This is a genomic window from Nonlabens spongiae (assembly GCF_002117125.1).
In the GTDB taxonomy this organism is placed as follows: domain Bacteria; phylum Bacteroidota; class Bacteroidia; order Flavobacteriales; family Flavobacteriaceae; genus Nonlabens; species Nonlabens spongiae.
The window spans coordinates 212,601-227,021 of the sequence record NZ_CP019344.1; the positions used below are offsets into that span (position 1 = coordinate 212,601).

Annotated in this window: 14 protein-coding genes and 1 tRNA gene; 4 read left to right on the forward strand and 11 right to left on the reverse strand. The window is 39.6% G+C overall.

Features of this window, described 5'->3' with window-relative positions; translation table 11 throughout:
- Positions 1-6: 6 nt before the first annotated feature.
- Positions 7-2,967 (forward strand): protein O-mannosyl-transferase family, encoded by a 2,961-nt coding sequence (locus tag BST97_RS00985; protein WP_169711510.1) that lies wholly within the window; start codon positions 7-9, stop codon positions 2,965-2,967.
- 12 nt (positions 2,968-2,979) lie between these two features.
- Here the strand turns inward: BST97_RS00985 and BST97_RS00990 are convergent, their stop codons facing one another.
- The 8 genes from BST97_RS00990 to BST97_RS01020 all read right to left on the reverse strand — a co-directional run bounded on the left by BST97_RS00990 (position 2,980) and on the right by BST97_RS01020 (position 10,780).
- Positions 2,980-4,998 (reverse strand): BNR-4 repeat-containing protein, encoded by a 2,019-nt coding sequence (locus tag BST97_RS00990; protein WP_085765492.1) that lies wholly within the window; start codon positions 4,996-4,998, stop codon positions 2,980-2,982.
- Positions 4,999-5,032: 34 nt separating this feature from the next.
- Positions 5,033-5,737: a DUF4197 domain-containing protein gene (locus tag BST97_RS00995; RefSeq protein ID WP_085765493.1), complete on the reverse strand. Its 705-nt coding sequence runs from the start codon at positions 5,735-5,737 to the stop codon at positions 5,033-5,035.
- A 116-nt stretch (positions 5,738-5,853) separates the two neighbouring features.
- A complete protein-coding gene (locus tag BST97_RS01000; protein WP_085765494.1) occupies positions 5,854-6,057 on the reverse strand; it encodes a hypothetical protein in 204 nt (67 codons plus the stop codon).
- A gap of 84 nt (positions 6,058-6,141) precedes the next feature.
- Positions 6,142-6,258: a PIN domain-containing protein gene (locus BST97_RS16340; protein WP_407668579.1), complete on the reverse strand. Its 117-nt coding sequence runs from the start codon at positions 6,256-6,258 to the stop codon at positions 6,142-6,144.
- Entirely contained in the window at positions 6,259-6,549 is a 291-nt protein-coding gene (locus BST97_RS01005; protein ID WP_085765495.1) for a hypothetical protein, read from the reverse strand.
- A 20-nt stretch (positions 6,550-6,569) separates the two neighbouring features.
- Positions 6,570-9,410, reverse strand: a complete 2,841-nt coding sequence (gene uvrA / locus BST97_RS01010) for an excinuclease ABC subunit UvrA (RefSeq protein ID WP_085765496.1) — start codon at positions 9,408-9,410, stop codon at positions 6,570-6,572.
- Positions 9,411-9,525: 115 nt separating this feature from the next.
- Positions 9,526-9,804: a hypothetical protein gene (locus BST97_RS01015; protein WP_085765497.1), complete on the reverse strand. Its 279-nt coding sequence runs from the start codon at positions 9,802-9,804 to the stop codon at positions 9,526-9,528.
- A gap of 121 nt (positions 9,805-9,925) precedes the next feature.
- Positions 9,926-10,780, reverse strand: coding sequence for a hypothetical protein (locus BST97_RS01020; RefSeq protein WP_085765498.1), 855 nt, complete (start codon positions 10,778-10,780; stop codon positions 9,926-9,928).
- A 514-nt stretch (positions 10,781-11,294) separates the two neighbouring features.
- Here BST97_RS01020 and BST97_RS15650 point away from each other — a divergent pair.
- On the forward strand, positions 11,295-11,444 hold the full coding sequence (locus BST97_RS15650) for a hypothetical protein (protein ID WP_157111366.1): 150 nt from the start codon (positions 11,295-11,297) through the stop codon (positions 11,442-11,444).
- Here BST97_RS15650 and BST97_RS01030 read toward each other — a convergent pair.
- Positions 11,442-11,515 (reverse strand) — tRNA-Arg (locus BST97_RS01030). The genes BST97_RS15650 and BST97_RS01030 overlap by 3 nt on opposite strands.
- Before the next feature lie 120 nt (positions 11,516-11,635).
- On the opposite strand from BST97_RS01030, the gene BST97_RS01035 reads away from it, so the two are divergent.
- Complete coding sequence (locus tag BST97_RS01035) at positions 11,636-12,379, forward strand: heavy metal translocating P-type ATPase (RefSeq protein WP_085765500.1); 744 nt, start codon at positions 11,636-11,638, stop codon at positions 12,377-12,379.
- On the opposite strand, the gene BST97_RS01040 is transcribed toward BST97_RS01035, so the two are convergent.
- Both BST97_RS01040 and BST97_RS01045 read right to left on the reverse strand, forming a co-directional pair.
- Positions 12,380-13,357 carry a glycosyltransferase family 2 protein gene (locus BST97_RS01040; protein WP_085765501.1) on the reverse strand — a complete coding sequence of 326 codons (978 nt, stop codon included), beginning with the start codon at positions 13,355-13,357 and terminating at the stop codon, positions 12,380-12,382.
- 32 nt (positions 13,358-13,389) lie between these two features.
- On the reverse strand, positions 13,390-14,007 hold the full coding sequence (locus BST97_RS01045) for a DUF4199 family protein (RefSeq protein ID WP_085765502.1): 618 nt from the start codon (positions 14,005-14,007) through the stop codon (positions 13,390-13,392).
- Positions 14,008-14,103: 96 nt separating this feature from the next.
- On the opposite strand from BST97_RS01045, the gene BST97_RS01050 reads away from it, so the two are divergent.
- Entirely contained in the window at positions 14,104-14,355 is a 252-nt protein-coding gene (locus BST97_RS01050; protein ID WP_085765503.1) for a type B 50S ribosomal protein L31, read from the forward strand.
- Positions 14,356-14,421 lie beyond the last annotated feature (66 nt).

A 14,421-nucleotide genomic window follows, 5' to 3' on the forward strand; every position in this document is an offset into this window, starting at 1 on the left:
GATTCCGTGAGCTTTTGGGATAGTGCAGAGTTCGTAACGAGCAATGTGACCTTGCAATTCACCCATCCACCCGGTGCTCCATTGTACACACTCTTTTGCAGTGCTGTTTTAGGAGTAACAGGGACGTCCCAAGCAGTCTTGGTAAGTGCTTTGGTCTCATCGTTTTTTGGAGCATTGGGCTGTTTTTTGTTATATAAAATAGCGCCGTTTTTTATAGGCCCGATTCTCAAGAGTACTAGTTCCGTTTTTCACAAAAAGAGTTTGCAAATGACCGGAGGAATTATAGCCTCACTCTCTCTTGCATTTTCAGACAGCTACTGGACCGCTTCAACAGAAGTTGAGGTTTACACACTTTCCTTTAGTTTGATGCTAGCTATTCTGTATATAGGATTGCTGTGGTCTGGAGCTAAATCTAGTACAAATAGGACAACTTACTTTCTCTTGTTTTTCCTACTACTAGGTTGCTCCGTAGGAGTTCATGTAGTCGTGATCGCAGTGGTTGTGCCGTGTTCCTTGCTGTTCTTGGGAGTACGCTTTCGCGAAAGCGTAAAAAACTACGCCCTACTTATTACATCTGGTCTACTAGCCTTTATTTTACTTTACTTTATCCTTTTACAAAAAGGAATCAAATCAGTAGCTGCTTTAGATATATTTCTCGTTAACGACTGGGGGTTACCTATAAATAGTTCTTGGTGGATTGTCCTGTTTATTACGGTAATGGTTGTGCTTGCACTTTTGTTCTATGCCAAGAAGTCAAATAAACCCTTTTTACATTTAAGTGTGCTCGCTGTTGTATTCTTTTTAGTTGGGACGAGCAGTTATTTGTCCGTTTTAATAAGGTCTGATGCTCATTTTCTGGTTGCTCCGCAGATTAACAACAGCCTTAGATTGAACGACTATTTCAAGGCAAAACAGTTTGGAGTTGATGAAATCCCATTATTTGAGGGTTCAGTTTATAATGCGCCATTAGATACCTTACAACCATTTGTCAATGTAGATCCTATTTATAATTATGATGAAGAGTCTGAGAAATACATCAAAACTGATTTAGGATTTAATGGCGCGGTGAATTATGCTGAAGAGTTCAAACAGTATTTTCCCAGACTTTATAACGCAAAAGATTCTACCCGATATCAAGCCTGGACTGAAATCAAAGGTGAAACAATCAAATATCCTGTAAAAGGTGAGATGAGGTCATTTAGAAAACCTACGCAGAAAGAGAATCTATCTTTTTTTGCATCATATCAGGTTTACTGGCTCAATTTAAGATACGTCTTATGGAATTTTGTAGGGCGACAAAATACATTTCAAGGATTGGGAGATGTGCGTCATGGGAACTGGCAGAGCGGCTTTGACTTTGTTGATGAATCAATTACGGGAAATTCGCAATTTGAGAAACATGATCTTGGAAAAACTCATCTATACGGTCTGCCCTTACTTTTGGGAGTGCTTGGATTTGTTTTATTATTTAAAAACAAGAAATTATTCTTAATCTCGCTGCTCACATTCTTAATTTTTGGATTGGGTATTACCGTTTTTGTGAATCCCGTGCCTAGCAGTATTTTAGTTAGGGAACGGGACTATATTTTTATCGGGAGCTTCATTATTTTTTGTTTGTGGATAGGTTGTTCCATTGCTGTTCTCTCCTACGTCAAGCTGGAGGTTCTAAGCAAATTTGGCTTTGCAACATTGGTCAGCTTATTTTTCATCGCATCGCCTTTGCAGATGTTGTTTAAGGGCTTCAAAGCGCATGATAGGAGCGGAGACGATTTTGCTTATCATTTTGCAAAAAGTACTCTTGATTCTTGTCCTGAAAATGCCATACTCTTCACAAATGGGGACAATATGACTTTTCCTTTGCAATTTTTGCAACAGGTAAAAGGAGTTCGCCCAGATGTACGTATCATCAATTTCGATCTCTTGAATATAGACTCGCACATAGATGTTTTGAAGTCAAGATTTTTAGAAAGCCCTGCAATTGAGTTAGATTTTGAGAAAAAAGCCTATCAACACGGAAAGGAAAAACTCTACCCCATGCAATCAGATACTGAAGATTTTGTGGATGTGGAGATATTAATGCGTTTTATTCAGAATGATGGAAGTAGGTTATTATGGAACAATAGAAAAAGAAACTACGTTCCTTCAGTTAACTTCAAAATTGATACTGATAGCCTAAAATTTGCTCAAAGGTATCCTTCAGAAAATCATAGAGCTAAGTTTGTGAATAGTATAGAATGGACGTTTCCTAAAAACTTCTACGGTTTAAATGATCTTGTTGCGCTGGATATTATTGAAAAAAATCTGGGAGAAAGACCTATTTGTTTCATGAATAATGGGAGAAAATCACATACCCTCGGTCTAGACAGTTTTTTGATCCATCGTGGTATGGTGAGTGAACTCGTGCCCCTCAAGCGTTCAAATCCACAGGATAATCCCAAAATAGTTGATGTAGCCACTAGCCAGTCAATTTTAATAGATCAACTACAAGCGATAGACTTTGAACGCGAAGAATTAAATTCACAGAGCGTTAATGTGGATTATGCCTTAAACATTTTGAGACAGCAATATTATTTTTTGGCTCAGGCTCAAGCAGAGGAAGGGAAGGTGGAAGCCGCGATCAATACATTGAACAATTGCTTACAACAGTTTCCTAACGACAAAGTACCTTTTAAACAGTTTTCTTTTGCAATAGGTAAACTTTACGTAAGACTTGGACAAGTGGCTAAGGGTCGTGAGATCTGTGCCATAGCTATGAGTAATATAGGTAGTGAGATAGGCTGGATCACTTCCTTTGATCCACCTAATGCAATCATCAATGCAAAATTTGCATTCAAATTGCGAAATATGTTTAACCAAATGTATAGCCAATTTCCTTCGCCCCCTGAAGAAAAACCATTCACGCTGGCATTTATGAATACATCGCAAAAGGTTTTTGAGGAGTGGTTGGAGAAGCATTATCCTTATTAATATACTTTGTCTTCAAGTTTTTTTGAATTTGTCTTTGTAAGCTGCATCAAACAGTAACAAAGCACCACAAACATCAGGATGGTATTGCTGGCTAAAATGCTCATTATAAAACTTCCAGCACTGATCCAGAACAAGTTTCAGTCGCTCTTGATCGTCCTCTTGAGCAGCGCCATATTTCAAAAAGCTATAAGAATCTAAAATTGAACTTTGAAAATTCGCTAAGGTCAAATCTAATCTCTCAAATTGCGCAAATAGATTTTCTGAATGAAGATTTGTAGCCTTGATCAAATTTCCATCTAAATCTAGTTGCTGTTCCATCATCTCGTTGACTACTAAATAATCAATAGAGGTAAGGCTCTCTGCTTCTGAAATCTGATTTATAAGATTCTCAATTTGATCTCTTTCAAAAATGTTTGGGTTGAACAGGTATAATTTTTTAGCAAAATCATTAATCTCAATTTCTTCTATCTCTTGAGAACTCAAAAGTATTTTTTTCTTAAAGTTTAGAAAATTACTTATTTCCAATCTTAATGCCACCTCACGTATTTTCAGAGTTGGGTTACTTAAAGCTAAAAGATATAAGAAATCACTATTAATACGTTGCTTGATATGATGATCAATAAAGTGACTTCTTATCAAGTTTTCAGATTTTGATGGAAGGATATATTTTGAATGAGCATTATTCGATCGAATTAACGTAGCATATCGATCTGATAAACTAAATTCTGAAAAACCTGGTTTTGTCTGGCTAGAATAATATTTGTAATTCATGACTTCTAACCAAAACAAGCTCGAGGCTTTATTCAAATTGTTAGAATCAATTGAAAGAACAGGTCTTACGGCATTATTTGAGGAGCCGCTAGTAATGGGAAGTTGAGTCCAATCATCTTTTTTAGGGTCAAAATTCCACTTCTCAATTTCAAAATTACCGGCTCTTTGTACAGAGGCGAAAAGCTCTCTCGTATTAGTAGGGTTAATTATCAATCCTCCTGAATAATGAGGTTCCAATTGTTTATTACCTACCCATTCAGGAAACGCACCACCGGATTCGGTCAATGTCTTATGAATCCATTTCTGACCATCAAAGTAAGCATATTTATAATTATGCTCATGCTCTTCAAACTCGACATAGGTAATAACGGGCTGTTCTTTTTCATTTTCTTTTATATCCCAGCACCAAGCACGAGACTGTTGAGAATCACGTATGGGAGTTAGCGATTCAGGAACGATCGCTGATGATTCTAAAGAAGCGATTTTCTTGTGATGATGACTATAGAAAATACCTTCTTTCAGATAGAAGTAGTATAACTGATTTGAACCTAGTGCACGAGTAGGATGGTCACTCGTCAGGAAAAAATGAATTTTAGTTTTGCCCTTATATACTTTTAAATAAGGTGTATAAATTTCATCATCATTTCCGTTATAAAGTATGTGAGATTTACTCCAATTGACCCCTTCGTCTTTTGAAATGGACATACAAGGTTGCATATCCACGCCTCTGTACAAAAGATACCATGTTTGTGAATTGTAAGGATCCTTAACGACATTAGCATAGGTGTGGTTTAGAATCCGAGCTTTATTATATTGATCCTCATTGTTCAGGTTTAACCTCTCAACCGGATTCCATGAAGATATATCTTCAGGATTTGTAGCACTTATTTTATAAAGTGGATCATCATTGATAAGATGTGTGGTGAAGTAAATTGAGAGCCTACCTTTTGAATCAAATATGAGGGCTGGATTATTGTGATCGTCTATTTCAATACCGTCGTAAACCTTGAAAACTTGCTGCTCTCCTGTTTCGTGATCCAGTAAGCTTACCATTATATTTCCGTAATTATCTACCCAACCTAGATAAGTACGTTGATATTCCCCTTCATAGTAAACCGCTCTAGGATCTGAAAACCAACTCCAGATTCCATTGTAACTTACAATTTGGTTTTCTGAATGAGGTGTAAAAGAGTGCTCAATAGAATCCTGAGCAAATCCGTTTATCGAGGCAATTAGTAATAAAAAATGTAAATACCTCACTAGCTGCAGTCTGTGTCTTAAAGGATTTAAGCAATTAATCCTGCAAGGCAAAAACCCTTTTCAGTAAATCTGAGGTTCTTGCATTCAGGTTTGTTCTGATTTGAACCTCTTCCTTAGCAATCATTTTGAAAACACCTTCCAAAGCTTTTTGAGTCACATAATCTGTAAGATCAGGATTGACCTGCTCCGTAAATGGAATCTTGTTGTATTTATCGATTGCATTGCTCCAAAGATTTGTGGCACCCACCTTAGAGAGATTGTCATTGATGACCGGAGAAAATTTAGCGTAAAGCTCTTGCTGCGTCTTGGTTTCCAAGTAATTTGTGGCAGCTCTGTCATCACCTAGCAATATATTTTTGGCATCTTGAAAAGTGATTTCTTTTACCGCGTTTGTGAAAATCGGTAATGCCTCTTTAGTCGCTTCCTCAGCAGCGCGATTGAGTAGTTTGAGACCTTCATCTGCAACGCTGCTCAAACCGATTTTACGCAATCCTTTATCTACTTTCTGCAGTTCATCTGGTAAAAGAATCTTCACGGCTTCATTTCTGAAAAAACCATCAGGCTGCATCAACTTGCTTACTTCCTGATCGATTCCCTTATCAAGTGCAGCTCGTAAACCGTTGCCTATTTCAGCTTGGGAAATTTGAGTGCCTTGAGGTAATTGATTGGCGATTTGCTGTAATTCGGCACAGCTGGAAATGGTGAAGGCTAAGAATAAAACAACGTATAGACGTTTCATGATGACTTTTTTAGTGAGGATTGAAAAATACGATTATTTCTAGTGATGTGTGAGCTGTTACGCTTTCGCGAAAGCGATTAATATCATCTGGTTTAAAGCAGTTTACATAAAATGGATCACATTTTCAAAAAATCTGGAGGTGAATAGACTGAAACTTTACTGTCCCTAAAATCCTTGTGATTACGAGTAACGATGGCATCCATTTCATTTAACTCTGCCACGGTGATTTGAATTCCATCCTCAAAATCGATGGGATCTCTACTTAAGGTATCAATAATTACTTTACTATCAACACCTAAAATATAAATAAAGCTGGTCAAAGAAACAATGCAGTTTAATGCATCTTCATGCTTCTTTGCTTTTCTAATGATGTAATAGATATCAGTAATCGTGGTGGCTGTAACCTAGCCTTCTACATTCTCATTTTTCAGTCTCTCAAACAACTTTACGGTCGAATCTATAAATGGATCACGTGCCAATAAAAGGTCAAGTATCACATTTGTATCTAAAAGAACTCTCAATCAGTTATGTTTTTCAAATAAATAATCCTGCTTTAATTGATCTGGATCTGATAATTCAGAGCTCAAAAATCCTTTCCAAATCCTTGTAAACTGATCTATTTTTTTATCACTTGCAATTGATTTATCATCCGGATTTGAAATTTCGTAAATGGAGATGCTCTCTTCAAAGATATTTTTCTTACTCAAAGCATCGCTTGTTCGAGATAATTCACGGTCTATATATACTGATAATTGCTCTCGTTGCTTTTGATTTAGGGACATGACTTTTTCTATGAGTTCTTCAATAATCATGTAATAAAGATAGCGATTTTCTACAACTCTCTTTTCAAGAATCTAGCCGTATGGCTCTTCTTGCTTTTAGCAACTTGCTCAGGAGTTCCTTTTGCGATGATCTGGCCACCACCGCGACCACCTTCAGGACCTACATCGATGATGTGGTCTGCGATTTTAATTACGTCCATGTTGTGCTCAATGACCAAAACCGTATTCCCTTTATCCACCAGCTTGTTCAGGACATTCATCAAAACCCTGATGTCCTCAAAATGAAGCCCAGTTGTGGGTTCGTCGAGAATGTAAAACGTATTGCCAGTATCTCTTTTGCTCAATTCTGTCGCAAGTTTGATGCGTTGTGCCTCACCACCCGATAGGGTAGTGGATTGTTGTCCAAGTGTGATGTAACCCAGTCCCACATCCTTAATAGTCTTGAGTTTGCGGTAGATCTTTGGAATTGGTTCAAAGAAATCAGTAGCTTCGTTAATGGTCATTTCCAGCACATCGCTGATGGATTTACCCTTGTATCTAATCTCGAGCGTCTCCCTATTGAATCGCTTTCCTTGACAGGTTTCACAAGTCACATAGACATCAGGCAGAAAATTCATCTCGATCACACGTAAACCACCACCTTTACAAGTCTCGCAGCGACCACCCTGTACGTTAAAACTGAAGCGACCCGGTTTGTAACCTCTGATCAAAGCTTCAGGAGTTTTGGCAAAAAGACTGCGTATCTCACTAAATACGCCTGTATAAGTAGCTGGGTTGGATCGTGGCGTACGACCTATAGGACTTTGATTGATGTCGATGACCTTATCGCAATGATCTAATCCTTTTATGGACTTATAAGGTTTTGGAACCTTAACACCATTGAAATAATGCGCATTCATGATCGGGTAGAGCGTCTCGTTGATCAAGGTAGATTTACCACTCCCTGAAACGCCAGTAACCGCAATCATTTTCCCCAGTGGAATCTCCAGGTCGACATTCTTGAGATTATTCCCAGTACAGCCTTTGAGCACTATTTTTTTACCGTTTCCTTTACGGCGCTTCTCTGGTACGGGAATTTCCTTAGTTCCTTTCAAATATTGAGCGGTAAGCGTATCGTGATTCAGAATCTCTTTAGGATTTCCCTCACTGATGATCTCGCCTCCATGACGTCCCGCTCGAGGACCTATATCCACTACATGATCGGCACGCTCGATCATATCCTTATCGTGTTCAACTACGACTACACTATTGCCCGTATCACGCAGGGATTCCAGTGAGTTGATCAGCTTTTCATTGTCGCGCTGGTGTAGACCTATACTAGGTTCATCAAGAATATAAAGCACTCCTACAAGTTGCGACCCTATTTGTGTGGCCAGCCTGATGCGTTGCGCTTCACCGCCAGATAGTGTTTTGGCACTTCGGTTGAGGGAAAGGTAATCCAGTCCCACGTCCAGTAAAAACTGTAAACGTTCTTTGATTTCTTTCAATAACTCGGTGGCTATGAGTTTTTGCTTTCGCGAAAGCGAGCTCTCTAACGCTTCAAACCATTCCACCAGCTCCACGATATCCATTTGCGCCAGTTCTGCAATGTTTTTATCGTTTACTTTGAAATAGAGCGATTCATTTCTGAGTCGCGACCCGTCACAAGTTGTGCAGGTAACCTTATCCATGAATCCCTTAGCCCAGCGTGTCAGGCTGGTGCTGTCATTGTTGTGATAGGTTTGCTCGATAAAGTTTGCAATACCTTCAAAATCAATTTTGTAGGTGCGGTTGACTCCTAACTCCTTAGAATTTACGGCAAGTGACTCTTTGCCGCCGTACAGAATCATGTCTATGGCTTCCTTAGGAAGTGATTCCAGCGGATCTGTTAGCTTGAAATCAAATTTTTTAGCGATCAACTCCAGCTGCTTGAAGATCCAGTTTTTCTTTTTGTCTGGATAGGGGGCAAGGCCACCCTTGGAGATGCTCAAACTGTAATCTGGAATGATCTTATCTGGATTGATCTTGTATAAAGTGCCGATCCCATTGCAAGTAGGGCAAGCGCCTTTTGGACTATTGAACGAGAAATTGTTAGGTTCAGGCTCAGGATAAGATATTCCAGTCTCCGGACACATGAGCGCTCGTGAAAAGTAGCGTTCTTCAGTAGAGCCGTGGGGTACGATCATCATCACGTCATTACCGTGATACATCGCAGTTTCTATGGACTGATCCAGTCGTTTTTTACCCGCCTCGCTATCATCAACCTGAAGGCGATCCACAACGATTTCAATATCGTGAATCTTATAACGGTCCAGCTTCATCCCTTTGGTGATATCTACGATCTCATCATCAGTACGTACCTTGACAAATCCCTGCTTGCCTATTTGCTCAAAGAGCTCGCGGTAATGACCTTTTCTGGATTGTACCACAGGTGCCAAAACATTGATGCGCTCGCCTGCATATTCCTTGGTAATCAAATCCCTGATCTGCTCATCGCTGTAGCTCACCATTTTCTTGCCCGTGTTGTAGGAATAAGCATCGCTGGCACGTGCATAAAGCAATCTTAGAAAATCATAGATTTCGGTAATCGTTCCTACGGTAGAGCGTGGGCTCTTACTCGTAGTTTTTTGCTCGATGGCAATAACTGGGGAAAGCCCATCGATTTTATCCACATCAGGACGTTCCATACCACCTAGGAATTGGCGCGCATAAGCCGAAAAAGTCTCGATATATCGACGCTGGCCCTCTGCATAGATCGTGTCAAAAGCCAATGAAGATTTCCCGGAGCCAGAAAGCCCGGTGATCACCACTAGTTTATCCCGTGGTATATTGACATCAATATTTTTAAGATTGTGGGCTCTAGCACCCTTTACTTCTATGAATTCTTGTTCTTCCGCGAGGATTTCTGTCATGTAGCGAATTTACTTCAACGTAGTTGAATTTTCTTTTAAAGCCTACTTAAATAGGGAAACTTTAGGTCATAAAAAAAGCCGTTTTGAACGGCTCTTTTATTCTTAGAATTTGATTTTAATCGATCACCTGGAATTCAGACTTTTCTTGCTTGCTTTTGATCACGTAAGTGTAGAACCACATGATGGTAAAAGTCGGTATGAAGTCCAGTCCTGGAATAAGCTCCTCTACCGCAACAAAAATACTTGCCTTTTTACCCATGTCATCTTTATACATTTTATTCATGAGATAACTGGAGATCGGCGCCCAAGCCAAATCTAAAATAAATGGAGTGAGCATACCTATGATATCAAAAACGATCCCTGCGATCAGTTTGGATTTTTTGCTTTGTAACATATGATTGTTTTTAGCTAACTAATGTCAAAAAGTGTTCCAAAATTACTAATGTAATATGGGTCTAATATTTTGTTGATCTCATTTTACAAGATTGTTAAGCATATAAGATTTGTGGACATGCTTAGTTGTTTTTAATATTGTAGTAATCGATATTTCTCAGGCTTAAAACGTCGGGTTCACCCTCGTGAGTACCATTGAGGAACTGCAGGCTGCGGGTCCAGTTCCCGTACTCATCATGATCGTAATATTCTACCCAGGCCTCATCCTGTAGCGAGCCGTTTTTTCTTGTCGTTCTGGAATAGATTATGTCTGCGTTTTCATCAAGCTCAAGGTAGGTGGAATAGCCTCGATCGCTCATCCCTACCGATAGATGGTTGATCTCCAACCTCGATGACAGGCTGCCATCATCGCGGTAGGTGTATTCAAAGGTTTTCTCCAGCACGCCGCTGCGATAGGCTATGGTGCTTTCCAAGCGGCCTTTATCATCATAGCTATACTCGATCCTTAGGGTCGTTGCAGCATCATAGTCCCTGTAGAAATAAGTTGAGGCAGAGGAGTAGCCCGTAAACTTTTCGCCCTCCACCATCTCAAAGAACCTGTAGTCCTCACGATGGATCCTGTTGAGGCTGTCATAATGGTATCGTACCACCTCTGAGTAAAAGGGATCCATCTTTTTAAATTTCTCTTTCCTCATCCTGCGGTACTTGACTCTGTCGATGCTGTCCAGTTCATAGGAATAGTGATCCCACCAATTTCGTGAGCCATTGGGAAGATCCTCGGGATCTAAGGGATAGCCCAGATGCGAGGAATCTTGATAGCTTGCTTTGCTACGGCGCATCTTCCCGGGATAATGGATGAGACCGTCATATTCAATAACGCTTTCCGGGAAATTCTTAGGTGTCTCGTAATAATCGATAAAAATAGTCTTTGGAAATATCTCTGGATTAAAAAAATGTATGGAATCGGGACAAAGCATCCATTCTGAAGTCTCGCCATAATCGTTTAAGACTAAATGCTCCCCCCCCCCCCCCCCCCCCAAAAAAATTAGCCTCGCCCAAAACTGGCACAGAAAACGGGTACGGGCGTTTAAGAAATTTATTATTTGCTGCCAGAAGTGTAATTTCATCCAGGTGCTTGACGGGCCCCTTCAGTCTTATATCAGACAGAACATTATCGAGATAATAGACGGGTTGTACCAATTTCCTTTTTGAGCAGGATGCCAAAAGCACTAAAAAGATCCAACCTAGCAAAATGAAGGATTTTTTGCACGCTTTTGCGAAAGCGGAATAAAAGTGATTGATAAGTGGTCTGGATTTAATCATTGAGATCCATAATGTTAATAGATTCCTTGAGAGTGCCTGGCGTGATCTGGTCGCCACCAAGATCGAATAGCACTGTAAGGTTGTTCAAGATTAAAGAATGATTTTAATAATTACCTGTAAAGCTAACATTTCCCTAATTATTTTCTTACTTACTGACGTAAAGAATGCTTGGAAATAAAATTCAAGGTCATCGTACGAATCTATAGAAACAAAAAATCCCGCACTAGCGGGATTTTTGTGATCGCGATAGGTCCCGATAGCTATCGGGACGAACCTATAACCGTTCCGATTTTTATCGGGAATTATCCCGTTTTGTGATCGCGATAGGATTCGAACCTATGACCGTCTGCTTAGAAGGCAGATGCTCTATCCAGCTGAGCTACGCGACCTTGCGATTAAGCGGCTGCAAATATACTATTCTTTTCTTTTATTTAAAACTACTTTTGAGCACATATTTCATTTAAGGAACTATTCAGAGGAATTACTATCTAAGCTCTTATTTTTGAACTATGAATGTAAAATCATACACTGTAGAGGGAATGACCTGCGATGGATGTCGTAAAAGCGTTGAAAAGCAATTGCTTGAAGTCGAGGGAGTGGAACGGGTAGATGTCGATCTTGAAAATAAAAAAGCTGAAGTTCATTCTCATCAATCTATCTCTATTCAAAAGTTGCAGAATAGTCTTTCAAGCAAATATCAGATCAAAGAAATTGATCAGAAAAATATGTCTCACGATCAGAATATTTTTGATCACAAGGTTCAGGAAGAGCAGCAATCAAAATTTCAGCAACTGCGACCCTTGTTTTTAATTTTATGTTATCTCGCTGTTGCAACGGTTTTACTGAACTACAACAGAACCAATTGGGATGGCGCCATGCTGGACTTTATGGGATTGTTCTTTATCGTTTTCAGCTTTTTCAAGCTTCTTGATCTCAAGGGCTTCCCTGCCAGTTTTTCCATGTACGATCCGCTTGCCAAAAGATTGCCCGCTTATGGCTGGATGTATCCTTTTATCGAGACTGTATTAGGACTTTGTTTTTTGATGCGATTGTTCATTCCAGAGGCTTTGATTATAACATTGATCGTTTTAGGAATTACAACAATAGGAGTGGTAAAAACCCTGGTAGATAAACGCAGTATTAAATGTGCGTGTCTGGGAACCGCTCTCAACTTACCCATGACTGAGGCTACTTTTATTGAAAACGCCATCATGATCGTCATGGCGGTTTTCATGCTGTTCAGTTATTTTTAATTATAGCTCTTCTTCAATCTGATAACGATTGTCATGCTTGTAAGATCGCTGGATCAGCTCGCCTAGAATTCCTGCGATAAAGAACAAACACCCTAATATCATAGTGGTCAGTGCGATATAAAACCAAGGGTTGTTTGTGACTAATCCATAAGGCAGGTCATGGTAAAGTCTATATAGTTTCGAACCACCCACGTAGGCTGCCATGATTAGACCCAAAACAAACATGAGTACACCGGCACTACCAAAAAAGTGCATGGGCCTGCGTGCATATTTTGAAATGAAGGCGATGGTGATCAAATCCAGAAAGCCTTTGATAAATCGGTCATAACCAAATTTAGTTTCACCGTACTTACGCGCTTGGTGCGCAACTGGTTTTTCGGCAATCTTGGTGAACCCGGAGTTTTTTGCCAAAACCGGTATATAACGATGCATCTCTCCATGTACATCGATGCTTTTTATCACATCTCGATCGTATGCTTTGAGTCCGCAATTGAAATCATGCAATTGCAAACCACTAGTGGAACGCGCCGCCCAATTGAATAATTTGCTAGGTATATTTTTAGAAAGAACACTGTCGTAACGTTTTTTCTTCCAGCCACTTACGAGGTGATAACCCTCGTGCGCAATCATATTGTACAATTCGGGAATTTCCTCAGGAGAATCCTGCAGATCTGCATCCATGGTGATAACCACATTGCCTTTTGCAGCGGCAAATCCTGCGTGGAGTGCCTGTGATTTTCCGTAGTTTGTAAAGAATCGCAATGCCTTTATGCAGCGGTTGGGGTTTTGGGTATCTCGCTTTCGCGAAAGCGTGCTTAAAACAGACCAACTGCCATCAGTACTCCCATCGTCTATATAAATGACTTCATAGGATAAGCCTGTGGTGATCAAGACCTGATCGATCCATTCCTGTAATTCCGTGAGGGATTCAGCTTCATTGAGCAGCGGTACGACTATGGAAAGATCGGGATGGTTCAATATTATGAGTATTTACGCTAAAATAACAGTATTTACTGAGCGATAGGGCGTTTTTTTCTTAGGATAAGAGCCATAAGCATCCCAACTGCAGTATACATGAGAAATTTTGTAGCTGTAGCGATGGCATAACCTTTAAAAGAATAATCGACCTCTACATAGTCTGCGGTCTGGATACCTTGCTCGATCAGCTCCTGGCGACGAGCTTCCTGAGCCTGTGCAATAAGATCTTGCGCTCCCGGATCTATATGGACGTAAATTAGGTAGCTTGTAATTCCATCAACTAGAAAAATCAAACCGATACAGATGACAAAGGCTGTTACTCCTTGTTTTAATGAAATGTAGCCGTTTAATTTCACTTTACTCACGATTTGAGCGCCAAATGCCAGTATCAGCGGAACCAGTAATACAATTACTGTAAAGATTCCATTCAGATAATCTTGTTGCTGCCAGATGTATATGTAAGTAAGCGAAATAAATAAAGCACCAGATATCCCAAAGATCAGTCCTATCTTTTTAATGATACTATCCATCAATACTCGTAATTTTGAGGTCCAAAGATACGCTGCATAGATCATTCTGCCGTAGATCAGGTAAGGTTTTGAGCTTATATTAAAGAGCGTTTGATAGCACGAAAAATCTGTAGACTTCATAGGTTGGAAATAAATTTGTTGAACGAGCGTAAAAAGAGTTGTGTTTTTAAATAAAAAGGTTAAATTTGCAGCCGCAAAAGAATAAGGATTTTAGTCATGCAAAAAGGAATACACCCAGAAAACTATAGATTAGTCGCTTTTAAGGACATGTCAAACGATGAGGTCTTTATCACTAAATCCGTGGTTGATACTAAGGAGACGATAGAGGTAGAAGGAACTGAGTATCCTTTAGTAAAACTAGAAATCTCTAGAACAAGCCACCCATTTTACACGGGTCAGAGCAAGCTTATCGATACTGCAGGACGTATCGACAAGTTCAAGAACAAGTACAAGAAGTTCAAGAAGTAAGTTTTTTCATTATATTAAGTTTGGAACCTCGCTTTACGGCGAGGTTTTTTTGTGCTAATTTCAATA

What these genes read in the sequence shown, in the direction of transcription:
- BST97_RS00995 (WP_085765493.1), bottom strand. Translation starts at nt 5,737, where the DNA reads ATGAAACGTCTATACGTTGTTTTATTCTTAGCCTTCACCATTTCCAGC.
- BST97_RS01005 (WP_085765495.1), bottom strand. Translation starts at nt 6,549, where the DNA reads ATGATTATTGAAGAACTCATAGAAAAAGTCATGTCCCTAAATCAAAAG.
- uvrA (WP_085765496.1), bottom strand. Translation starts at nt 9,410, where the DNA reads ATGACAGAAATCCTCGCGGAAGAACAAGAATTCATAGAAGTAAAGGGT.
- BST97_RS01015 (WP_085765497.1), bottom strand. Translation starts at nt 9,804, where the DNA reads ATGTTACAAAGCAAAAAATCCAAACTGATCGCAGGGATCGTTTTTGAT.
- BST97_RS01020 (WP_085765498.1), bottom strand. Translation starts at nt 10,780, where the DNA reads ATGCTTTGTCCCGATTCCATACATTTTTTTAATCCAGAGATATTTCCA.
- BST97_RS01035 (WP_085765500.1), top strand. Translation starts at nt 11,636, where the DNA reads ATGAATGTAAAATCATACACTGTAGAGGGAATGACCTGCGATGGATGT.
- BST97_RS01045 (WP_085765502.1), bottom strand. Translation starts at nt 14,007, where the DNA reads ATGAAGTCTACAGATTTTTCGTGCTATCAAACGCTCTTTAATATAAGC.
- BST97_RS01050 (WP_085765503.1), top strand. Translation starts at nt 14,104, where the DNA reads ATGCAAAAAGGAATACACCCAGAAAACTATAGATTAGTCGCTTTTAAG.